Raw genomic sequence first — 23375 nt, 5'->3', positions numbered from 1 at the left:
TCGATAATTAAATTTAGTTTTTCTTTAATATACTACCTTGCAATAGCTGATACTCATCATCAGTAATCGCCCCCTTTTCTTTCAAGTTTTCCAGCTATTAGAATAAAGCTAGTTTTTAATTAAACTCTCAACTCTTTAACATACTCCAAATCCAACCCAAGGGCTTCGGTTAAAAAGCGGCGTGGGCTGTATGCTTTTTCTGCATATTCAATATAAGATTCCAAGCAGTCTGTTTTAAATGTACGTTCATCGTTGCTGTCAAAACAGTAACCAGAAAAATAAACTTCGTTATATGAGTTTATTTGCACTTTATCTAATAATAACTCTCTTTTGCCATCGGAATATTCAAATGAAATTGAAAATAAGCCTGAACTCCAAATTGTGGTTAAGCTATTTTTAAATTTTTCAAAATCTTGTTCTTTCTGTTCGTATTCATTATTATCGGTATAGTTTGAATAGTTATGTGAAGCAGTTTGAACTGAAGCTTTTTTAGTACAACAACAAGCCCTACATTTTTCAATTCGTCCATTTCTGTTGCCTTGTCCGAAGATTGCTCGGCCTAACAAAATTAAACCACAAATAGCAAGTGAACAAAGAGAAACACCACCTAAAGTAACCATAATTGAATTAGGTGGTGAATCGTCTTTAGGAAAAGTAATGATATAGGTGGCAAAAATTATTAAACTAAAAATAAAAACCTTTTTCACTGTGATCTTAGATTTTTTTGTAGACATTATTTATTTCCTATCAAATCAATTTAGTCTTTAATACATTAGATTCTTTATCAATAATAGCACCACGGCTTTTTCGTGTTGCAATACGTTCTAATTTTTCTAATGCTTCATTTGTAACACCAATTGATTTTTTCTATTTGATGCGGTCAATGTCGGAGCGCTCTCGCCCGTACAAAGCCATTGCGGATTTATTCCTGTATCCACAATACAACTCAAGACAAGATCATGTGGAAACGCACTCCTGTGGATCCTGTTCCCTATTACGCTCGCTGAGGCATTCATTAGATCTGCAATTCCTTTTATTGTTTTTTCATAAGCAATCATGATGCGTTCAATAATATTTCGAATATTTGAATCATATTCCATTTATAACCTCAAAAATATTAACAAATTGTTATTGAAACACAACAATGTGCTATGGCAATCCAAAAAACATAACAAATCGGACGTAAAGCAAGCACCAATAAACATCAATAAGTTTAAATATAGGATTATTAACCATAATTCCAAAAATTGCAATAGCACCACAAGTCCCTTTTGTTACTACACAAAAATTTGCTGAACTGACGGGTATACCTATAGCGTCAGTTAAAAACAAAATTCAAAGAGACGAGTTCCCGATCCGCAAAAAAAACAGTAAAGTGGGTAAAACAAGCAGAGAAACGTTTTTGAGTAATATGGTCGCTCTCACTATTGAGGGTTGCCGTGGTTTTAACGGCAATCTAACAAATGACATTAAAGGAGTGGAATAATGAGCTACGCAGTCTATTTAAGTTCGAAATACGCCGGCGTTTCGAAAATAATTTATATTCAAATCAATCAACCCCCCCCGAGGGTCTGGGTTAAGAAGTCGAACAGTAAAATAATTAAGTTGCATCAACCATTAATAGGTGATGAAGATGAATGTAACACAAAGCACTCAAGCAATTAATCCACTCAGTCTATTGCGTAAGTTTCACCAAATATTAAGCAGTAAGCGCAGTTTAGCCAGATCAACGTTTAACAATTTAAAACTAAATCAAAACGGTTGTTACTTATTGATTAGAGCATCGAACAGTGCACAACAACGATTTATAACGTAGATAGTCAATTTACCCACACGTGGGATATGAATTACGACAATTTGACCGATAGAGAAATGGGTGATCTAAAAAAAGGTTGCAACAATTGCAACCAATTATTGATGCTTTCGCACTATGTGAAGAGCTGGATTTAAAAAAGAAACTAACTCCAAAAGGTGACACAGATGAACATGGCGACATTATCAGACGATGAATTACTTCAAGCATAAAATCAAGTAAAAAAAGAAACAAAAAGCGGGCTATATGATTGTATTTACAGCAAAAATTGCATAAATACCCTAAACATAGTACACAACTCATGTAGAAAATCATGCTGCTTGTTTTAGTGTTTTATACTCAATCGGTGTCATGTTATTTAATGCCTCATGCGGTCTTTCGGTGTTATAAATGGTTAGCCATTCTTCGGTTACCTTTCTTACTTGTTCTAGATTATTAAATAGATATAAATCGAGCACTTCAGTGCGATAGGTACGATTAAATCGTTCAATATAGCCATTTTGATAAAGGCTACCTGACTCTATATAATCAATGACTATATCATGTGATTTAGCCTAGTTTATAAAAGTTTTTCCTGTAAATTCTGCCCCATTATCGGCCCGTATTTTTAATGAAACCCCATGATGTTCGGCTAGCTTATCTAAGTAACGGGTAATGCTTCTTGCCGGCAAACTCACTAGCAGTGTAATATTTTATTTATATGCCTTAACATCTGGTTGCCAAATAATAGATGGGAGAAATCCATCAAAATCCGTTTCATCAATATCAGCATAACTAGATAAATCTCCTAGTTGGGGTATGGGCATTGTGCCAGTTGAAATTAATTGATCTTTATCAATAAACTCTATACTCCATACATACTATTTATGTATTAATTTTATCAACAAACTCATTTAAAAAATCACCATATATTGGGGCTCGCCCGCAATTATCCGTTTCCTCTTCACACAATTCCACATTTACTGCTTGATATCTTTTTAAATTATTAGAGATGATGATAGGTATTACAGTTTCATTTTTTGTATCAACAAAAAGTGAAAAACTGAATTGATCATTAAGTTGTGTTTTATATTCAATAAATCGCCCATTACTATCTTCAACGATATTTTTTTAAAATGAATATTTACTTGTAGTTGCACTAGACGTATTGCATAAAAAAGTAAATAATAAAATTGAATAAATAAACTTCTTCATAGTATTTTTATCCTATAATAATTAATTAAAAGTACGATTGATGACCTTGTTGATGCCTCCACCTATAACGATAGATGTTATAAAACCTGCTAATACCCTACTTTCTGTTTTGATAGATTTAAGATCTTCATCTTTTTCACATTCTTCTGCAATTTTATCTTGTGCTTTATATATGGCTACTGTGGTTAATAAAAGTCCAGTTCCTACACTAATTAATTTAAAAATTGGCATATTTAGCTCCTTATTATTTCGTTTTATTGGTAAATAACTATTTCTGTTTAAAAAAACATAAAAAGGTTTATTAAAAGCTTTTTCCCATAAACTTTTTAATATTTCCACCATTTCTTAATAGTTGATCAATTATGTTGGAGTCGTTATGTTTTTTTCTTAATACCGCTACATATAAACAAGCGGGAATTGTTACACGATAAGCAGGGCCAGCAATATCAGACAGTAACCATAAATTACTTATTGCTAAACCAATAGGTCCTGTTAATGCCGCCAATATTGGATGAAGCCTAGGAATAATTGTAAACATCGTTGCCATTATATTTCCTATTTTAAAGCCTAAGTTTCCTAACATGCTAAAAATCAAGCTATTCCATATTAATGGGTTAGACATTATTGATTTTTGAATACTTAGCATTAGCACAGCTGGTGGAAGGTGAAGATTGATATGGCCTAGTTCAGCTGCTAGTTTTTTAAGCTCATGCTGTTCCATATTTTCTAATGATTGCTTGAGAAGTGAATTTAATAAAACATTTTCAATTTTTTCAATAAAAAACGACGGTGGCTCATTTAAATTGATTTTAGTTTTATCACATACATCAATTAATATTTCACGATAGCATACCCCTTTCCCTTGCCTTAATAGGGTCATTCCAGAATTGGCACCAAATGTTTGAAGCTCGGCTGCAATAGATTTCCAATATAATTGATGATTAGGGTAATAGCGTTTATAGCTTGTATCGCTTGTTAATGTTTCAGTAAACCGAGAGGTGTTATCATTAGGATCAATTGTTAATATAGAAACTAATAATTCTAAATCCTCATTACTGCATTTTTTTAAAAACGTTAAATCCGAATCTTCCCTATAAACAGCCATTAATATTTTCCTCACTTATTTATAATGATAAACACTATATCAATAACAAATTCCTTCATACGGAATTTGAAAATATTTTCTCGCTTCATTTAACTATAAATTAGTTTAGCTACCCCTTTGAATTTAATACTTTGCACGCAATCATATTCATTTCGACAAACTCTACCCAACTATATTTATCTTTATAATTGAGTTGGTATTGTTTATCTACACGGCAAATTTCTGGTCTGTCTTCGTAAATAGTACATAATTTGGTTTGATGGTCGTAATAGAAACAAGTCCCATTACCATTATCAAGATGTTGGGTTTCTTGCGCCCGATTAACATTGCAACAACATGTCCCACATTGATAACAAGGAAATGGTGCCGCATTCATAATGATTCCAACCATGAAACTACTGATGCCATATTTGCTGCCTCAAAAGGCAATTCAATTTTTCTTCGTTCTATTTCTTCTTTTAGAATGAAACTTCGTTCTAGCTCATTATTAGTCGCGGTGAGATGTAATGTAAATGTCTCCAATTGTTGTGTATTTAAATTGAACTCTAGCTCTGCAAATTTTTTTAAGTAAGCATCTAATTCTGCATTTGCCTCTCTAAAAAAACATAATGTTTTTTGATAGTTATCTTTAAATCTATCGAGAAATGCCCAGATTTTTTTAAATAAATCCCCCTGTTCAAGATAATGATTAAATGCTAATGTTAAAATACCAGTAGCCACAGCGCTACAAAATGCGGATAATTCAGCGCCAAATGGGAAGGAAAATAATTGTGCGCATGAACTATAAATCAATGTACCGCAAATAATAGAAATTCCTGAACTTATAATTTTGCATGTTTCTTTGACTAATTCACCTAAAGATAATGAATTTGGGTTAAAAAAGATTAATTTAATAGCTTGAGTTATATGTCCCCACATTTCACGAATCATTTTTCCCAGCGTTTTTTGGGTTGTGAAGAAAATATTTGTAATAGTTGTTGTCACACTGGATAGTGCACCACTAATAGCGCCATCTTTAAAAGAATTTAAAAAATCACAAAATTTAATTTTTATACGATCCCATATAGCTTTAAAAACATCGCAAACATCAACTAGAAAATTTGAAATCGAAAATTTATTTTTATTATTTTCATAAATTGCTGGGAACTGATCTCGTAGTTCAAACCACGCTTCGGCAAGAATAAGCCCGAGCATCTGCCTAGTACCCATTTTAAAACCAGATATTACTGACTGACCAGCGACATTTATAGCAAATTTACTACTAGTGTAATAGGCAATATTGACAGTCCTTTCATATTTGGCCCGAGCCTTTTTATCTATCTCAAGCATTTTGTCAAAGTTTGCTTTTTCTCTATTTTCTAATTTTTTAAGCCTATTTTTTTCTTGATCAGTTAACAAAGGTTTCTGTTTTAATTCAGCTATTTCTTGTATAGTTTGAGCTTGTTCATTTTTTAACTTATCAACAAACTCAGTCATTGAGCTTGCTTTTTTAGATTTATTTAATGTTTCATTGGTGAAATATAAATTACTACTGTCATTAGCAAGATCAGTTCCTGATAATCCGGCTAAAACTCGACCTTTATCGTGGTGAATTTCATTTGCAGCAATAACATGATCTAGGTTTTTTTTATCATTTTGACCAAATATTTCGCCTGTATAGGCATCTTTTAAGATATTTGCTTGATGATCTTTTTTTCCTTGCCTATTTGCCTTAATATAATTTTCATGAGAATGATATGCATGTGAATCATACTGCTCAAGGTTTTCATACTTTTGTTTTTCTTTATCTGTGGCATAAATATTTTTGCGTGCATTATGAATAGTATCGACATCACCACCAACCCTGTCTTTGAATAACAAAAAATCTAAACCAAATGAAGTAACTAACGATTTGACAACGGTATTATGTAACGCTTCACACCAATCCATTTTTGTTTTGGTCATTGTTTTATCTCTCATCATTAATCTCTTTTAAAAAGATTTATTAAAATTTTTATACAGCCGGCTGTTTTTGAGCTACCCATTACTTTTCCAACAGTAACTTGATTATCTTTCATTTTTAATTCACTTTTTAAGCGTTGAAAAACTCTCCCACTGGGAGAGTTTTTTAAACTTATTTAATGTTTCATTGATAAAATATAAGTTACTACTGTCATTAATAATGAGCAGAGCAGATCATAATAATTTAGCTAAACCCAACCTATATCGTTATAAATCTCATCTGCAACCACAACATAAATCTAAATTTTACAAAATCATAAAATCTGTTTCGTCATTCTCATTTTTGAAGTTGCTATATTCATCATATTTATCACATAAAACACTATCTAAACCTTCTTGATTGATAACATTGAACCCGTTTTCATCAACTTCTATCTCTATAGCGCCATCTGAAGATGCTTCTTTAAGAACAAAAAGAGGAGTACTAATAATATCTGTCATAAGCGCTGCTAATAAATAACCGTTATGAATAATCCTAAGACTTTTTTCAGACAAGGCATTTGCTACCTTTTCACCACCATTTATTACTATTTTTTCATGCAGTTTTTTTAATTTACAAAAATACACGTTAAACGTTTTATTAATTGTGTCTAATAAAGAATGGATTTTTTCAACATAACCATTTGTACTTTGCAAATAGTTTTCACTTAAATCCATTTTTTTAATTGCTTCATCAACTTCTTTTCTAGCTTTTTTTGCATTTTCTAATGCTTTTTCAGCATGGCTTGCATAAGCCCAACCAGCAATAAGCAGAGCTGGAGCTGCTGCTGCCGCACCTAAAATCATAGCTCCACCAGCCATTCCCAAACCACCAGCAGAAAGCGCACCACCACCAATAGCAGCCATTGTTGCGTTATAAGCAGCGGCGCCTGATAAAGCAGCAACTGGAGTGCCTGTCGATGCTGCAGCAAAAGCCATTACACCACTATAAACGGCAAAACTTGCTGCAGCACCAGCTGCGCCTGATGCAACAGCCGTACCTAAAAAGTCCATAGCAGATAAAGCTAATTGTTCAATTTTTTTCAATTTATATTCTGGAATTGATAGTTGTATATCCTTATCACTGTCTTGATTCAATTTATTTAATAATTCTTGGGATATCGTCTTAAATTCGCCAAAAGATTCACCGATCTTTAGCTCTAATTCACCTAAATTTTGTAATTTTTCTTCTGTAGATTCAGAGACATTTTTTAGTTGTTTTTCTCTAACCGCATATCTACTTTTGGCTCGTTCAATAATGTCATCGGCCTCTGATTTTGTTTGATATCCATCGTATGCTTTTTTTCCACCCACAGCAGCGGCAACTGCGGCTGCACCAGCAATAATAAAAGGTATTGGCATTTTATTTCCTCATTTAAAAGTTATGTTTATTAAAAGGTATTTCATTATTTGTATTACTGTAAAAAATTAATTTGTAATTATCGTCGCTTTTTTGCCAAAACTGCGAACCCAAGCTTTCAATTCTGGTTCACTCGAAGTGGTGACGGTAAGAATGATTTCACCATTATCAATTTGTTCAATCTTTTGCCCATGACACCAAATTCGTTCTTTAACATAATTAGCTGCATCTTTTGTAAATTTAATAGAAAAAGTTCGGGGCTCGTGCCATGGCAAACCGAATGTGTTTATATTGAGCGATGATATTGAAATAGATGTAGTTTGCTTAATTAGATCTAATTTTTTTATTCGATGAATAGCTAAACAAATTGTGTGTACTAATTCTGTCGCGATATTATTTGTAATTGCACCATAAACATATAGCGCATTATTCATTGCAATTAATTTTTGGGGTACAAAATAATAGCTTTTACCTTCTTTACTATCACTAGCGATATAATGAATATGACAAAAGAATTGTTTTTCAATACAGTTTAATATGTTTTCAATTAGATCAAGTTTTTCTGTATAATCAATTTGACCTTTACTCAAAAAAACAATCGATTTGCTCATTGGTGAGCATTTGGCTGAATCAGACTCTAATAACAGCATAGAAAATTGTAGTAATATTTTATCAATACGTTTTATCACTTCTTCTGGAAGAAATGGTTTTGATAGCTCTTGACATATACTAAGATATTGCAACTCTTGATAATCTAACCCAAGTGTATTTTTATGCCTAGCCTGCAGGCGATACCAGCGACGATTTTTTTCTGTACCAGTTTGAAAACATTCTGGATTAGCTTGTTCTATTTCAAACGCTAACCGAATAACTGTTTGAGGAGAACAATTAAGAGCTTTCACCAAATCTGATTGGTAATGAGGCTTATTTTCTGATAGTAAAATGTGATACATTTTCAACAACTTTTGTCCTGCACTAACATTTGGATCTTTTTTTCGTGCCATTTTCTATTTACCTATCGTGATCCCTTATCAAATCGCAATATTGTGCTTTTTCTTTTAACAGTTAATTTTTATAAGGCAATATACACCTTCATTAAATATAGTATTAAATTAACAAATTGTTTTTCCAAACTACGGAATAAAAAAAGAATTTTTTAAAAAAGGAATCATTACTTTTAAATCGATTATTAGTGAATTACGGGAAAATGTCATATTGTTTATTTCGATCAATTTTTGGTTATTGATCGCTATCACCGATCAATTCTTGATCAATGCTAATAGGCAAATCTAAACATATTTTAAAACGCGATTGTTCTTTTAGGATAATAACAATCGCTGCTTAAGATAATTTAGAAGTTTTTTGATCAGCTTCATGACTACGACATAACCCACATTAGTGAGGTTAGTTAGCAGAGGTTAATTGGGTTGACAAGCTAGAATTGTCTAATTCTGTCTTGAGCCAGCATTAGACGTAAAAAAACCAGCTTTTAGCTGGTGCTCTTTCTAGAAAATTGGTGCCAGTGGTCGGACTCGAACCGACACGCTTTTAAGGGCGGCGGATTTTGAATCCGCTGCGTCTACCAATTTCGCCACACTGGCACTAAACGTGAAAACAAGTAAACGTTGGCATTATACTGAGCTTTACTATATCTGCCAACAGATATTAGCTGTAAGGCATTTCATTTGCCTAAAAAACAAGCTACCACTTACGTTTCCAAGCAGGTAATTTTTTAAGAATGATATAAGCTGTTTGTTTAGCTACGGCTTTATCTACATTGTGATTATTGGCATATTGTAATGCAACTTCATACCATTTTTCGTCAAATGTTTTCATTGTGCCGTCTTTATGAGCACAATGCTTACAATAACTTTTCGACATATCAAGTAGCGGATAGTCACTAATTGCGGTCATTGGCATGCCACAGGCAATACACATTTTCATGTTTTAGATTCCAATTAGATTAAAAAGGTAGTTAAATAATTGCCTGCCTTATCTTGCTAAAAATCCTACTCCTAGTTAAACAAAATTACAAGATAGCATTAAAAATAGATACGTTTATCTTAAAAATTGAGCTCAATTTGTGATGTAACTGGATTTAATTGCTGATGCTGGTGTTGCTGTTGTGATAATAGATAACGTCGTCTTAACGCCCGTTGTTTGCACAAGCGTAAGATTTCTTGTTTTTGCCTATCATTAAAGGTTAACCATTTAAATCTTTCTTCTCTGGAACGATAACAGGTAATACAATAACCTTGTTTATCTGTTTGACAAACACGCTTACAAGGACTTGGAATATCAAAAAATTCTATTTGATCCAACTTATCATTTCCCCTTTAGGCGACACCAAAATTGACTAATGTTCTTTTAACCCTAAACCTTTACTTAGCACTTTAAAACAGCCATCGCAATCGTGTCTCGCAGCATGGAGTAATGTTTGCGTTGGTGCATGAATTAATTTATTGGTTAAACGATGTGAAAACTCAGCAAAAACATCATCAATATTGGCACCTTGTTTGATCGCATTTAAAGCTTTTATTTGTAGCTCACGTTTAATACTTTCAGCATTACTACGATACTGCTTAACATAAGCAACCGCATGTCTAGCCTTAAGCCAACTTATAAAATGTTCTGCTTGCTCTTGAATAAGGTATTGCGCCTCTTTAGCGGCAATGGCTCGTTGCTCTAAATTACTTTCAACTGTTTTTTGTAAATCATCAATAGTATAGAGGTGTACATTATCAAGTTGATTAACCTCTTCTTCAACATCACGGGGAACCGCTAAGTCAATAAATAACATTTGACGATAATTTCTAGCCTTCAAGGTTCGTTCAACCATACCTTTACCAATAATAGGTAGGGGGCTCGCTGTTGAACTAATCACAATATCAACATCCTTAAGTCGGTTAGCAATATCAGGCAATGAAATGATTTCTGCATCAATATCAGAAGCCAGTTTCAATGCTTTTTCGCGAGTTCGATTGGCAATAATAACTTGATTAAATCCATGTGGCTTTAAGTAACGAGAGATAAGCTCTATCGTTTCCCCTGCCCCAACAAGCATAATATTTAAACTTGAGGTATCAACAAAAAGATGGCGAGCAACTAAACAAGAAGCATAAGCGACAGATGCAGTATTTGCACCAATATTGGTTTCACTACGAACCATTTTGGCTACATGAAATGTAGTTTGAAAAAGCTTTTTTAATTGAACAGACAAACAAGCTTGTTGTTGAGCAAAACGATATGCTTGTTTAACTTGCCCTAAAATTTGTGGCTCACCAATGATCATAGAGTCTAAACCACTTGCCACTGCCATTAAATGTTCAACAGCACCTTGTCCATCATGCCAATAAAGTGAATCTCGATAAAGATTAATATCAATATGATGAAATTGCCCTAACCAACTTTCGACAGATTGTTTTAATCTTAGATAGTCAGTTGGATGTTCATAACTAAGATAAATTTCTGTTCGATTACAGGTAGATAAAATAGCACACCCTTCAACCAAAGGGTGCTGGTATAGGCTGTATAGCGCTTTATCGACAATCTCAGTAGGAAAAGCAAGCTTTTCTCTTAAAGCGACTGGCGCAGTTTTATGATTAACACCAAAAATTGTAATTGACATTGCATCGCTTCTTTTTGTAGGTTCTGTTAGGTATAATTATTTTATTAAGCGTTTCTTTAAAATCTGTATTATACATAAAAAACCACAAAGGTTCTTTTTCTTATTCGGACAATTATCAGTTATAATATTGCAATCTTTGAAACTAACAACTAAAGAGTTATTTCATGTCTAAAATTAAATATGCTTTTATTATCATGCTGCTTTTACTTATCACCGCATGCCAAGCAACTAAATCACAAAATACGGCATCAGTTGAACAACAATGGCAAGCACATCAACAAAATCTCAAGCAAATAAATGCATTCCAAGTTAAAGGCAGTATAGCTCATATAAGCGATAAATCTCGAAATTATGGTCGATTTTTAATTACCCAACAGTCAACAGATAATTACGAAGTCAAATTAACTACACCTGTTGGTACCAACATTTTGACGTTAAGAGTGGAGCCTGACAATGTTCTATTGGTTGATCAAAATGGTGGAAGCTATCAAGATGTCAATATTAAAAATCTTATGAAAAAAATATCTAATGTAAACATCCCGCTGAATTCTTTACATAATTGGTTAAAAGGATTTTCAGACAACGTAAATACAGACAAAATAGATAATGCTGGGCGATTAACTTCAACTGTATTTATGCAAAATAATAACAAATGGACATTAAAAATTCCAAGTTATGCGACTTACACCTATAAAAATAAAAAGATTGACTTACCTGCAGCGATTGAGCTTACACATGATGATGAAGTTATCCGCTTAAAAATTAGTAACTGGGTTTTGCGATAACGGGTAATAATTATGAAACAATGGTTATCGCCAGCTAAATTAAATTTATTTTTGTATATTACTGGTCGTCGTGCTGATAATTACCATAATTTACAGACATTATTTCAATTTATTGATTACTGTGATAACTTATCATTTACCCTCCGCCAAGATGATCAAGTTAACCTATTGACATCATTTGCAAATATTCCAGACGATAAAAATCTAATCATAATTGCCGCAGAACGATTAAAATCTTATGTCAAACTAACAAAACTAGGAGTAGACATTGTCATTGATAAAAAGATTCCAATGGGTGGTGGTCTTGGCGGTGCCTCATCTAATGCCGCAACGGTATTAGTTGCGCTTAATCAGTTATGGCAATTAAATTTATCACTGGATGAATTAATTGAAATTGGCCGCACAATTGGCGCTGATGTGCCCATTTTTATTTATGGACATGCTGCGTTTGCTGAGGGGATTGGCGATCAATTTTCCCCTATAGATATTCCTGAATATTGGTATCTAGTTGCTTATCCTAATATTGAAATATCTACAGTTAAGGTATTTAATGATCCTGAATTAACCCGTGATACGCCTATCCAGAATATAACTGATTTGCTTTCTTTACCGTTTAGCGAATTTAAAAATGATTGTGAAAATGTCGTTCGAAAACGTTATCCAAAGGTAGATAATATTATTACTTATCTTTCACAATATGGCACAACTCGATTAACTGGCACTGGAGCATGTGTTTTTACACAATGCGAATCTAAACAACAAGCTTTAGCGATTCAATCAAAGCTTAAAGCACTATCAGTTCATAGTTTTGTGACTAAATCATTAAACGTTTCGCCTTTATATGAAAGTTAAACAAACACTTTAATCAACAAATATCATTAACTGGTAAATTGAAAGAGCTTACAAAGCATTTTTTACTATATATATTAACTTAACTATTGATGGCTTACATACTTATGATATTAATATATTAAGTTATAAGTATGGCTAGATTTCAGTATGATATTATGGTTTCGTTATTGCAACAAAAAAGATTGCAGGTATATAATGAAACATTGGCAACTCTTATAGAAAAGACTTAGAGAGCATTTAAATGAATCAGTTACAACAAAAACTTTCATTAATTAAAGACAGTATTCTTACCATTCCCAATTACCCAAAAGAAGGGGTATTATTTCGCGATATCACCAGTTTACTTGCTGATCCTATTGCATTTAAAACTACTGTTGAGTTATTAATTGATCATTATCGTAATAAAAAAATTGATAAAGTCGTTGGCACAGAAGCTCGAGGCTTTATTTTTGCAGCACCAATTGCGCTAGCACTGGGGGTTGGCTTTATTCCCGTTCGTAAGCCTAACAAATTACCTCGTCACGTATTTAAAGAAGAATATCAACTTGAGTATGGTACAGATACTTTAGAAATCCACACTGATGCCATTAAACCCGGTGAGCGTGTACTCATTGTTGATGATTTACTGGCTACAGGTGGAACAATAGCTGCAACGGCTAATTTAATTCGTAAGGCAGGGGGTATTGCTGAAAATGCCGCATTTGTAATAAATCTACCTGATCTAGGGGGTGAAACAAAATTAGCTGATATGGGGATTGATTGCTTTACTTTAGTTAATTTTGATGGTGAATAAGAATTATCATTAAGGGCACATTTGGTGCCCTTTTTTCATTTTAAATGCCGTTACCTCTTGTTCTTTCTTAAATAAAAGTAATTAGTTAATTTTACCGCATACAAAATAATAAATATGCATTTCTTCCTTTCATTTCATTTAAATTCAAATATTTAATTAAAATAAGACATTAACAATAAATATTTAAAAAATGAATATAAATACACTTTTCTACTTGATAAGGTTTTAAAAGTGAATTATTATTCAACAATAAAGCATAATTAATCAATTAATTTAAAGAGGGATGAAATGAAAAAATTTAACCATATTATTGCAAGAACACCTGCCAAATCTCTTATTAATGGTTTAACCTTATCAAATTTAGGTAAGCCTGATTATAAAAAAGCTCTAGAACAGCATAACAATTATATTCGTGCATTACAGCATTGTGATGTAGATATTACCATTTTACCTCCCGATGAACGCTTTCCTGATTCGGTATTTGTTGAAGATACGGTGCTTTGCACGCCACATTGCGCCATTATTACAAGACCAGGTGCTGAAAGTCGCCGAGCAGAAACTGAAATTATATCAAGTACAATTGAGCGGTTTTATCCTAATAAAGTTGAACAAATTACCGCACCAGGTACCGTTGAAGCAGGTGATATTATGATGGTGGAAGACCACTATTACATTGGTTTATCAGCAAGAACCAATCAAGCTGGCGCTAATCAAATGATCGCTATTTTAGAAAAATACGGATTAACTGGCTCGGTTGTTGAACTCGAAAAAGTGCTCCACCTAAAAACAGGTTTAGCTTATTTAGAAAATAATAACTTGCTAGCCGCAGGCGAATTTATCACTAAACCTGAATTTCAGAAATTTAATATTATTGAGATCCCAGAACAAGAAAGTTATGCTGCTAACTGCATCTGGGTAAATGATCGGGTAATTATGCCTGCTGGCTATCGAATAACTAAAGCTAAAATTGAGCAACTTGGTTATCAGGTTATTGAAGTGGATACCTCGGAATATCAAAAAATTGATGGAGGGGTAAGTTGCATGTCGTTACGATTCTAATCTATCGATATTAATCAAACCTAAAACCACATAATAAGACGACAAGATGAATACACCAGCAAGAAAAAAACTAGGCACCCTCCCCCTCACACTGTTGGTGGTGGGTAGCATTGTAGGAAGTGGGATTTTTAGCCTACCACAAAATATGGCCGAAGGGGCTGGGACTGGAGCTATTTTAATCGCATGGATAATAACCCTATTTGGCATGCTAATGTTAACACGCATATTCCAGTATTTATCGATTCGATTTTACAAAATCAACGATGGTTTATACGGCTATGTGCGAGAAGGCTTTGGTGACTATATCGGTTTTAATGCCGCATGGGGTTATTGGATATCAGCATGGATGTCGTGCACCAGTTACTTAGTTATTTTATTTAGTGCATTAGGATCTTTTGATTGCTTAAGCCTCTTTGGTCACGGCACTACGTTGCCAGCTGTTTTTACTGCTATTTTATTATTATGGATAGTACATTATTTTGTACTAAAAGGAATATATCGAGCTTTTTTATTAAATTGCCTTGTTACGCTGGCTAAAATTGTACCCATCAGCTTATTTATCGTTTGTATTAGCCTTGCATTTAAAATTTCGACATTCAAAATAGACTTTTGGGGAACACCACAGTTAGGCTCAATTATAAAACAAGTTGAGAACACCATGCTCTATACCGTTTGGGTTTATTTAGGCATTGAAAGCGCAACGGTTTATGCGGCAAGAGCCAAAAATATCATCAGTATTAGCCGTGCAACCTTTTTTGGCTTTGCCATTACTAGCCTATTGCTTGTTTGCGTATCAGTATTATCTCTTGGTATTGTGCCACAACAAGAACTTGCCCAAATGAAAAACCCATCAATGGCTTCAGTGATTGAACGTGTCATTGGTAGCTGGGGAGCAACCCTAATTAATATTGGTTTAATTGTATCGGTTAGTGGTGGATTATTATCGTGGTTAATGCTAGCAGCTGAAATGCTATTTTTAAGTGGTCAGGGCAACCAGCACACCGTGCCAAAATGCTTTGGCAAGCTTAATAAAACTGGCACGCCTGCTAACGCATTATGGTTAACAACGAGCTTCATAACAATTTTGCTGATCCTTTCTCACTTTTACCAATCGGGCTATAATACCTTAATCCAGCTATCAACCTCAATGGTGCTCATCCCTTATTTACTTGCAGCACTTTTTGTTTTCAAATTAGCTATACAAAGGCGTAAAGTCTATTTAATCATAATAGGTGTATTTGGATCGACTTATGGAGTATGGCTAATTTATGCTGGCGGTATATCTTACTTATTACTGTCGATGATACTTTATAGTATAGGGCTATTTTTTTACCTCTATGCTAGAAAACAACGCTCTTTACCCGTATTTAGTTACTTTCACGACAAAGTGTATGCCTTTTTCATCATCACACTTGCGCTAATTGCCATTGTCTATTTTTATATATTACCAAATTAAATGGTCATTGAGATGACATCTGGGTGCTATTTTCGAAATAGGTAGAAATCAGCTAACAACTGCCTAAATGATTGCGAATAGCACCCATCATCATCTCGCATACAAAGTTGATCCTCAATGATCAAATCAGCTCGGCTTAATGAAAAAGCCATCAACGCCAACGAAAAATCTTTTTTACTCGAATACCTAACATTCATCACTTGAGTTAAATATAAAAAATTTGATTCACACAAAAATCTAAAATGATTTGATAGATGATAAGGCAAAACTAAGCAAAATTGCCCTTTTGGTGTTAATAATCGTTTAACAGCATTAATCAATTGCTGATAACTCAAACTCTCGGTATAACGAGCTAATTGCCTTTGTATATCTCGGCAATCTACAGCCGATTCAAAATAAGGTGGATTGCTTACAATTAAATCATAACAAGCTGGTTGATCAAGCCGAAATTGATTAATATCTGCATGCTTGGCGCAAATAGAATAAAATGAGGCTTGTTTGCTATTTTCATTACATTGTGCAATAGCATGATGATCAATATCAATTGCGTCAATCTTGCAATGCGTATTTTCTAACCGTTGAGCTAACATCAATGCAATTACACCACACCCCGTACCAATATCTAACACTTTTTGTGGAATAACCTCAATGGGAACCCATGCCCCTAATAAACAACTGTCAGTTGTAACTTTCATAGGGCTTTTATTGTGTGCAACAAAAAAACGTTTAAAGGTAAAACCGTCTTTTCTCAAAGGTGTTTGGTGGCTAGCTATCATGGTTAAATTTCTTAAACAGTGGTTTATTTGATGCAATCGCATCAGCCCAACGAGTAGGTTCAGGTAATCGATAACCTCGTAAACATAAATTTACCCATTTTAATGCACTATCTTGACTTATTCGATGACCAGCCGAAATAAATAAAGGATTACAATTATCTTTACTACACAATACCCAGCCAATTTGTTCTTGCTGATCTTGCAATGGTGTTACACTACCTGCCCGTTTTGACAATGGCTCAAACTGACCACATAATCTTTTTTTAGCTACACCAATTGTTGGCATATCTAGTAATAAACCTAAATGACTTGCAATACCTAAACGTCGAGGATGAGCAAAACCCTGTCCATCGACTAACAATAAATCCGGTTTCTGTATTATTTGTTGCCATGCCTCAATAAGCGCAGGATATTCACGAAAAGATAAATAACCAGGAATATAAGGAAATTGCGTCTTTATTCGAGCAATATGATATTCCACAACATTAAAATCTGGATAAGTAAGAATAACAATAGCCGCTCGGGTAATATCACCACCATTTTCAAAGCCCACATCGGTTCCACCAATAAATTTAACGGATTGATTAAACGCATCTGTTAATTTAATTTGCTTGGCTAACGTCTGTTGAATTTGTTTTAATTGTTGTAAATTGATAGACATTTTAAATCTGCTGAGTATGATTAACCGCAATGAACCAATTGTAACAAATTAATATGCCATATACATTAGTAAATCCAATCAACTTAACAGAAGAAATCAAAAAAAGCCGCTTTATTGTTAATGCTGCACCAGTTACCTCTGTCGAGCAAGCAACCGATTTTATTAATCAAATAAGCGATCTCAATGCAACACATAACTGTTGGGCTTGGAAAATTGGGCAGCAATACCGTTTTAATGATGATGGTGAACCGACAAGCACCGCTGGACGCCCTATTCTTTCAGCTATTGAAGGACAAGATTGCGATCAAATTGCGGTTGTTGTAACTCGCTACTTTGGCGGAATAAAACTAGGTACTGGTGGGTTAATGCGAGCCTATGGCGGTGCAGCCAGTCACTGCTTACAACAAGGCGAACTTATTGAACTCATTGCCCGTATTACGCTTCAATTTCACTGTTATTATAGCGAATGGCCAATTATTGAAAATCGCCTAAAAGAACTTGGGGCCTTGATTGAACAACAAGATTTTGATGCCGAAGGTGTTAAAGTAGCTATAGGAATAACACAAGACAAGTCCCAATTATTACAAAAGACTCTCTGTGATATCACCCGTGGGCGCGTTATTATCGAGTTATAAAAAAGAGAAAAATTAGTTCACCCTTTCTACCTATACATATAGGTATCATCGAAAAAACGCCATTTTTCATTAACGTTATTGAGCTATTATTGAATTTAGCCAACACCCTCTTATGAAGGTTATTATATGAATAATATATTGTTATTCGATTTATTATCGTATACAATTTGTTTTTTTAAATGGAGAGAAGTCATACGAAACAAAGGTATTGCTTATTTATTGTGGTTCTTTTTTGGTCTTATGGGTATCCATCGTATGTATTGTGGTAAGTGGATAACAGGTTTTGTTTGGTTATTTACTTTTGGAGTTTTTGGAATTGGTTGGTTTTTAGATCTTTTCCTAACTAGTGGTATGGTTGATTATGTTAATTTAATTGATAATTCTAAAATCAATAAACCACAAAATGTTACAGTAAATGCATTCATCAATAGTGATAAATAATATAGGTAATACAGCAATAGGTAATTAAGCCACTCAAAATTGCTATTTTTACGCATTATATTAAATATGTCCCATTAAAACAGCATAACATATTGTATAAAATTGACTTTATGTTGTTTTAATGGTATAAAATCATACTAATAAAAATTCCACCTCTATCATCAAATTTAATTAAAAGCTTTTTTCAAAAATACGTAATAACTTTCTACTGACTATTTTAACTTTCTGTATAAAATTTTTAATAAAAAAATATTGCTTTTATAGATAAAAAGCAACATAAGGCACATTAACATATTTATTTAACATTACAATATTTTATGTTTTCTAATTTAAAGAGAAGATGAATTGACTTAAAAATAATGTGAGTTAACTAACAAAAATAAATATAAAAATCTTTCAGAAAACCCATTGATTTTATTTAATTTTTAATTAGCGAAATACGACTATATATTAGTGGCAGGCATGATCTATATAACAATAAAGAAAAATATTTAAACCGCCTACACGGCGTTAAACATAGTATATTCGTTTCTAGTTTACCGCCGTGTACATTTAAACCGCCTACACGGCGTTAAACGTTATTTTAACTGGCAATTTGAATTTGCTGGCCATTTAAACCGCCTACACGGCGTTAAACTCAAGATCTTAATTAATCTATCATCATAAAGTCATTTAAACCGCCTACACGGCGTTAAACTAGAAACAAACATACTATAAACTTTGTTTGCCAAAAGGCAAATAGGATTTTTGCCTCTAAAAACCCTTTTTGCAAAAAATCACTAACACAATGTTTTTATTTGTTTTATTTTACAGCTCAAAAAAAGGGGGGATAAAGCTTTAGATAATTTGATAAGGCGTAATTTTTACTATACAACAAAATTTACTATAATTGATTTATAGTGAGCATCAAAGTTTATTGCGAATATCAATGTAAAACCGTGCCAGTTTCGGCGGGCTTTGACCCCAGCAGGAATCGAAAACAAAAATCAACTAATTGAACAATATAAATATTTAACATTAACTTATTTTAAATACCGTCAAAAATACCGACCAAAAATTTTTACGTATTTTATAAAACAAACCCTCTATACCGTGAAATAATCGAGGGCTTAGATTGGAACTTAGACGCACTAATTATACATCATTACAGTGATTTTCACATCACTCATTCAAATCAAAAAATCATTCATAACAAATAAAACCCATTAATTATTGCTCATAATAAAAAAGCACAAAAAGACAAAAATAATAGTTGACTATATAGGGCGTCCTATATATAATTATCTCATAAAGTCAATAATGACACCGCGCTGGACGGGTTCCAGCTTTCCGATAGAGGAACGCAATATGTTTGTATCAACTCAAAACATTAAAAACACAATTCAAGTAAAAACTCAATATAACCCTGATTTCACTGAAGTGGCTAAAAGAATTGGTGGCAAATTTGATTTTGAAGAAAAATCATGGATTTTTGATAGCCGAATCGCCAATATTGTTACTGCTGAATTGTTATCTGTTTTTGGAACTGATGGTTACGATCAATCATGTGTCGATGTAGAGATTACTGTTAAAAAAACAATAAAGGCAGAGCTAGGTCCGATTTATTTGGCTGGTCGAATCATAGCTCAGGCTAATAGTCGAGATGGTGGTGCTAGAAATGGTGAAAAAATTATATTCACAAAAAAATCAGCAGTGTCAGGCGGTTCAATTAAATATTGGACAACTGAAATTAAAGAGGGTGCTGTTTTTAGAATTCTAGATTTGTATGAGGGAGCTATTAAATTTTTAGATGAATGTGACGCTATAGAATACAAAATCATTCAAACAGAAACAGAGGACAAATCGGCTGAATTAGCAAGATTAAAAACAGAACTAGCTAGAATCACAGCCAGAATTGCAGAGTTAGAGCGCTAATTGCGCTCATGCTGTAATTGAATTTAAATATTAACTCTGAGAGATAAAATGATGATTAAGTCTATTTTAAATATTTTTTATAAAAAAACATTAAACGAATGGCTGAATGAATTTCAATGCATACAGAAAAATAAACAGCTAAAACAGCACACATTAGATAACAAGAATTCACTAATCAAAGTTTTGCGCATTCGACTAGGTCGCAAGTCGATACAATCAATAAAAACATTAGAATTGGCTGATATTATAAATCAATACATAAACCGAGGTACAAATAGTGCGGCTAAGTCGATGTATTTACTGTTAAAAGAAGTTTTTAGAGAGGCATATTTTAATGGGTGGATTGAACATGATCCAACAATACCATTGCGCAATCCAAAAACTCCAGTTAAGCGCAGTCGATTAACATTTGATGAATTTGAAAAAATTTTAAATCACGCAAAAAAAGCGAATCAACAGTATATTTATCAAGCAATGATTTTAGCCGTTTTGACTGGGCAACGACGCTCTGATATAGCAAAAATGAAACGATCTGATATAAAAAATGGTTTTTTATTTATTGAGCAATACAAAACTAATGAAAAAATAGCATTACCATTAAATCTGTACTGTGAAAAAATGAATATGACGCTAGAATATGCAATTAAAAACATTTGTACTGGTAACATTTATTTGATTGAGAATAACGGACAACAAGTTCAGCCATTTTCATTAACTCGATATTTTGCTGAGCTTCGCGACATAGTTTTTTATGATCGTAAAAAATGGAGTGGCGACCCCGCATCTTTTCATGAGCTGAGATCGCTATCTGAGCGACTATATAGAGAGCAAGGACTTGACACGATGACGTTATTAGGGCATAAATCACAAAAAATGACAGATAAATATCATGATAGTAGGGGTCGAGAATGGAGATATCTGAAAATTTAGATATATATAGAATTTACATCATAAAACAACGGCGTGGCGGTAGCGAAATAATCAAATCACTCAGCACCAAAACCCCGTTTTTTAGCGTGGCTAAATTAGCGTTTTTAGAATTATACAAATTGCAGTTTGATAAAAATCATCTGTTATTAATGTCAAAAAACAACAGACAAATAAACGCATATCGCTATCAATCAGTAGCTGGAGATCGCGATTATTTTGACGAAAAAATGGAAATATGTGATGGCAATAACTGACGCTCAAAAAAGAGCAAACAAGAGACAAGACGAGCAACGACGAGGATTACCTAGGTTGCCAGCTAGTTATATAACAGATGAGGAAAATGAATTATTACTAGAAATGAGTAAAATTTATGGCTCAAAAAAAGAGGCAATTTTTGAAGGATTGTCTCTATTAAAAAAAGCACAAAAAGGCAAAAATAATAGTTGACTGTATAGGACGCCCTATATATAATTATCTCATAAAGTCAATAATGACACCGCGCTGGACGGGTTCCAGCTTTCCGATAGAGGAACATGTTATGTTAGCAAAATTAAATGAAGTTTTTGGTCGAATGAGAAACGACGATAATGTGGATATTTTATATATTAATGACGGCGAGAGAGTTGATCAGATGGATGTAGACGGTGTTTATCCAGTTAACAGTCAATTTTCAGCTAGATATTCGCATGTCGAAGGTATTATTTTGACTGTTGAGCAATGCCAGTTGTTGAACATTGAAATTGAATATATTTATGCATAACAGACAGTGATAACAATAAACTACACACTACCAATTTACATACGCATGTCGCCCGAGGATTTCGAAAATGAAATTACGGGCGAATGCTACATTATCAACAGCGACGAAGATCACAATTTCGTGTTCTATCAAACAGCAAAAACACTATATGATATAGCTGATTTTGTGATGCTAGATGATGCTGTTGAGTATGTGAAGTTGAAAATTGATAGTGTGGTTTGTTAGTTAGTTTTCATCATTGTTAATAATGACTGGATTTAGTGTGCTCGGTATCGGCTCTTCATTCTCAATTACCTCAACAACTGGCATTTCTAATCGAATGTCTATCCAGCGTCCCTCAGTTATGTCAATTGGCTCACCAGCAACGATTTGACAGCTCTCAAAATCGAATTTTCGTGTGTATGTTTTAACTGTGATGATGTTGTTTTCATCAGTTGAGTACTCAGCAAAAAATTTTTTATTGCCGTTAGCGTCCTCGGGTAGCGTTATATACCACCCCTCTTTTGCAAAACCTAAACTACCGCTGATTTCGTAATGACCAATATCAATTCGTTTAGCTGTCACGCCAGCGGCCAAATCATTCACTAAACTACAGCCCGATTTTTTAAAATCATCAACATCATCAATATTTTCAGTCGCAAACAACCGCAAAATTGGCGACGCTTTTTTCAGAAAACCATTGCTATCTACAGTTGAATTCGCTGTTGTGATCGCTTCGTACCATTTCTGTTTGCCATCTCGCGTATCGCAACGATAATAGATTTTCGGCGTTTTACTACTAACTACTGATAACTGCTCAACTTTCCACGATTTGCTATTGCTCGGATACGTTAATAGTGTCGCTGCACTATCGCCCGTAAATTGCAAATCAGAGAAATCAGATGTGCTACATTGATAAAAACCGCCTGCAAGATGACCATCAAAATTTTCAGCTATCGCACCAACAACAGCCCCAACACCATAATCACCACTTTTTAACACAGACTTATTATTAATTGTGACATCATCAATATTTTCAAATTTCCATGAATTCTCAGGCTCTACGTACCTCAAAAACCTAATCCACTGATTTAAAACAGAATTATATCGCTCAAGACAAAAACTGCCGTCCGCAAATGTGCGCTGTTGCCAGATTTGCCCAGCAGCGTTTTGTAATTGTATTGCTGATTTATCTCCGTCGTTGATTCGCAATGTTCCAGTCATTTCATCGCCTGATTTTTTAACTAATGTTGC

28 protein-coding genes and 1 tRNA gene are annotated in these 23375 nt (G+C 33.6%); 13 read left to right on the top strand and 16 right to left on the bottom strand.

All coding sequences use genetic code 11. The features are described from left to right. Window positions 1-119: 119 nt before the first annotated feature. The 13 genes from A9G40_RS08190 to hemA form a co-directional block, all read right to left on the bottom strand. Complete coding sequence (locus tag A9G40_RS08190) at window positions 120-734, bottom strand: hypothetical protein (RefSeq protein ID WP_065582645.1); 615 nt, start codon at window positions 732-734, stop codon at window positions 120-122. A 99-nt stretch (window positions 735-833) separates the two neighbouring features. Next, window positions 834-1100 carry a helix-turn-helix domain-containing protein gene (locus tag A9G40_RS08185; protein WP_065582644.1) on the bottom strand — a complete coding sequence of 89 codons (267 nt, stop codon included), beginning with the start codon at window positions 1098-1100 and terminating at the stop codon, window positions 834-836. A gap of 1024 nt (window positions 1101-2124) precedes the next feature. Then, complete coding sequence (locus A9G40_RS14325; RefSeq protein WP_081302203.1) at window positions 2125-2352, bottom strand: integrase core domain-containing protein; 228 nt, start codon at window positions 2350-2352, stop codon at window positions 2125-2127. A 676-nt stretch (window positions 2353-3028) separates the two neighbouring features. Beyond that, window positions 3029-3238: a hypothetical protein gene (locus A9G40_RS08175; protein ID WP_065582642.1), complete on the bottom strand. Its 210-nt coding sequence runs from the start codon at window positions 3236-3238 to the stop codon at window positions 3029-3031. Window positions 3239-3308: 70 nt separating this feature from the next. Then, complete coding sequence (locus A9G40_RS08170; protein WP_065582641.1) at window positions 3309-4112, bottom strand: DUF3944 domain-containing protein; 804 nt, start codon at window positions 4110-4112, stop codon at window positions 3309-3311. A 109-nt stretch (window positions 4113-4221) separates the two neighbouring features. Further along, window positions 4222-4503 carry a YkgJ family cysteine cluster protein gene (locus tag A9G40_RS08165; protein WP_218057985.1) on the bottom strand — a complete coding sequence of 94 codons (282 nt, stop codon included), beginning with the start codon at window positions 4501-4503 and terminating at the stop codon, window positions 4222-4224. Further along, a complete protein-coding gene (locus A9G40_RS08160; RefSeq protein WP_218057984.1) occupies window positions 4485-6074 on the bottom strand; it encodes a hypothetical protein in 1590 nt (529 codons plus the stop codon). Before A9G40_RS08160 ends, A9G40_RS08165 begins: the two co-directional genes overlap by 19 nt. A gap of 285 nt (window positions 6075-6359) precedes the next feature. Next, the gene (locus A9G40_RS08155) at window positions 6360-7454 is read right to left on the bottom strand and encodes a chemotaxis protein (protein WP_065582639.1); all 1095 of its coding nucleotides are present in this window, start codon (window positions 7452-7454) and stop codon (window positions 6360-6362) included. A gap of 66 nt (window positions 7455-7520) precedes the next feature. Beyond that, entirely contained in the window at window positions 7521-8456 is a 936-nt protein-coding gene (locus tag A9G40_RS08150) for a WYL domain-containing protein (RefSeq protein ID WP_065582638.1), read from the bottom strand. Between the two features lie 510 nt (window positions 8457-8966). Then, window positions 8967-9053: transfer RNA gene (locus A9G40_RS08145), tRNA-Leu, on the bottom strand. Window positions 9054-9153: 100 nt separating this feature from the next. Beyond that, window positions 9154-9396: a zinc ribbon domain-containing protein gene (locus A9G40_RS08140; protein ID WP_065567530.1), complete on the bottom strand. Its 243-nt coding sequence runs from the start codon at window positions 9394-9396 to the stop codon at window positions 9154-9156. A gap of 119 nt (window positions 9397-9515) precedes the next feature. Continuing rightward, entirely contained in the window at window positions 9516-9773 is a 258-nt protein-coding gene (locus A9G40_RS08135) for a DUF1289 domain-containing protein (protein WP_065567531.1), read from the bottom strand. A 35-nt stretch (window positions 9774-9808) separates the two neighbouring features. Continuing rightward, window positions 9809-11080 (bottom strand): glutamyl-tRNA reductase, encoded by a 1272-nt coding sequence (gene hemA, locus A9G40_RS08130; protein ID WP_065582637.1) that lies wholly within the window; start codon window positions 11078-11080, stop codon window positions 9809-9811. A gap of 164 nt (window positions 11081-11244) precedes the next feature. Between hemA and lolB the strand changes: the two genes are divergently transcribed. The 5 genes from lolB to A9G40_RS08105 all read left to right on the top strand — a co-directional run bounded on the left by lolB (window position 11245) and on the right by A9G40_RS08105 (window position 16025). After that, complete coding sequence (lolB, locus tag A9G40_RS08125; protein ID WP_065582636.1) at window positions 11245-11865, top strand: lipoprotein insertase outer membrane protein LolB; 621 nt, start codon at window positions 11245-11247, stop codon at window positions 11863-11865. A 9-nt stretch (window positions 11866-11874) separates the two neighbouring features. Continuing rightward, window positions 11875-12717, top strand: coding sequence for a 4-(cytidine 5'-diphospho)-2-C-methyl-D-erythritol kinase (ispE, locus tag A9G40_RS08120; protein ID WP_176700465.1), 843 nt, complete (start codon window positions 11875-11877; stop codon window positions 12715-12717). A 241-nt stretch (window positions 12718-12958) separates the two neighbouring features. Next, entirely contained in the window at window positions 12959-13510 is a 552-nt protein-coding gene (apt, locus tag A9G40_RS08115) for an adenine phosphoribosyltransferase (RefSeq protein WP_065582634.1), read from the top strand. Window positions 13511-13798: 288 nt separating this feature from the next. Next, complete coding sequence (gene ddaH / locus A9G40_RS08110) at window positions 13799-14569, top strand: dimethylargininase (protein WP_065582633.1); 771 nt, start codon at window positions 13799-13801, stop codon at window positions 14567-14569. Between the two features lie 46 nt (window positions 14570-14615). Further along, on the top strand, window positions 14616-16025 hold the full coding sequence (locus tag A9G40_RS08105) for a basic amino acid/polyamine antiporter (RefSeq protein WP_065582632.1): 1410 nt from the start codon (window positions 14616-14618) through the stop codon (window positions 16023-16025). 26 nt (window positions 16026-16051) lie between these two features. On the opposite strand, the gene A9G40_RS08100 is transcribed toward A9G40_RS08105, so the two are convergent. Together A9G40_RS08100 and nfi are read right to left on the bottom strand one after the other, a co-directional pair. Continuing rightward, window positions 16052-16720, bottom strand: a complete 669-nt coding sequence (locus A9G40_RS08100) for a tRNA1(Val) (adenine(37)-N6)-methyltransferase (protein WP_176700463.1) — start codon at window positions 16718-16720, stop codon at window positions 16052-16054. 70 nt (window positions 16721-16790) lie between these two features. Beyond that, a complete protein-coding gene (nfi, locus tag A9G40_RS08095; protein ID WP_141675230.1) occupies window positions 16791-17462 on the bottom strand; it encodes a deoxyribonuclease V in 672 nt (223 codons plus the stop codon). A gap of 53 nt (window positions 17463-17515) precedes the next feature. On the opposite strand from nfi, the gene A9G40_RS08090 reads away from it, so the two are divergent. The 8 genes from A9G40_RS08090 (at window position 17516) to A9G40_RS08055 (ending at window position 22367) form a co-directional block, all read left to right on the top strand. Beyond that, the gene (locus A9G40_RS08090) at window positions 17516-18097 is read left to right on the top strand and encodes an IMPACT family protein (protein ID WP_065582630.1); all 582 of its coding nucleotides are present in this window, start codon (window positions 17516-17518) and stop codon (window positions 18095-18097) included. Between the two features lie 126 nt (window positions 18098-18223). Continuing rightward, on the top strand, window positions 18224-18538 hold the full coding sequence (locus tag A9G40_RS08085) for an NINE protein (protein WP_218057983.1): 315 nt from the start codon (window positions 18224-18226) through the stop codon (window positions 18536-18538). 1347 nt (window positions 18539-19885) lie between these two features. Continuing rightward, the gene (locus A9G40_RS08080; protein WP_065582629.1) at window positions 19886-20452 is read left to right on the top strand and encodes a hypothetical protein; all 567 of its coding nucleotides are present in this window, start codon (window positions 19886-19888) and stop codon (window positions 20450-20452) included. Window positions 20453-20500: 48 nt separating this feature from the next. After that, the gene (locus A9G40_RS08075) at window positions 20501-21382 is read left to right on the top strand and encodes a tyrosine-type recombinase/integrase (protein WP_065582628.1); all 882 of its coding nucleotides are present in this window, start codon (window positions 20501-20503) and stop codon (window positions 21380-21382) included. Then, window positions 21361-21636 (top strand): hypothetical protein, encoded by a 276-nt coding sequence (locus tag A9G40_RS08070; protein WP_065582627.1) that lies wholly within the window; start codon window positions 21361-21363, stop codon window positions 21634-21636. The genes A9G40_RS08075 and A9G40_RS08070 overlap by 22 nt, the downstream gene beginning before the upstream one ends. After that, window positions 21623-21829: a hypothetical protein gene (locus tag A9G40_RS08065; RefSeq protein ID WP_065582626.1), complete on the top strand. Its 207-nt coding sequence runs from the start codon at window positions 21623-21625 to the stop codon at window positions 21827-21829. Before A9G40_RS08070 ends, A9G40_RS08065 begins: the two co-directional genes overlap by 14 nt. Before the next feature lie 91 nt (window positions 21830-21920). Next, the gene (locus tag A9G40_RS08060) at window positions 21921-22142 is read left to right on the top strand and encodes a hypothetical protein (protein WP_065582625.1); all 222 of its coding nucleotides are present in this window, start codon (window positions 21921-21923) and stop codon (window positions 22140-22142) included. Window positions 22143-22148: 6 nt separating this feature from the next. Next, window positions 22149-22367: a hypothetical protein gene (locus A9G40_RS08055; protein WP_141675229.1), complete on the top strand. Its 219-nt coding sequence runs from the start codon at window positions 22149-22151 to the stop codon at window positions 22365-22367. Here the strand turns inward: A9G40_RS08055 and A9G40_RS15010 are convergent. Continuing rightward, a partial coding sequence (locus A9G40_RS15010; RefSeq protein ID WP_218057982.1) for a phage tail fiber protein occupies window positions 22368-23375 on the bottom strand: 1008 nt, incomplete at its 5' end.

The sequence above is a fragment of the Gilliamella sp. Nev3-1 genome, from assembly GCF_001690435.1.
GTDB lineage: Bacteria > Pseudomonadota > Gammaproteobacteria > Enterobacterales > Orbaceae > Gilliamella > Gilliamella apicola_C.
This window is presented reverse-complemented; position numbering and strand designations above follow the sequence as displayed.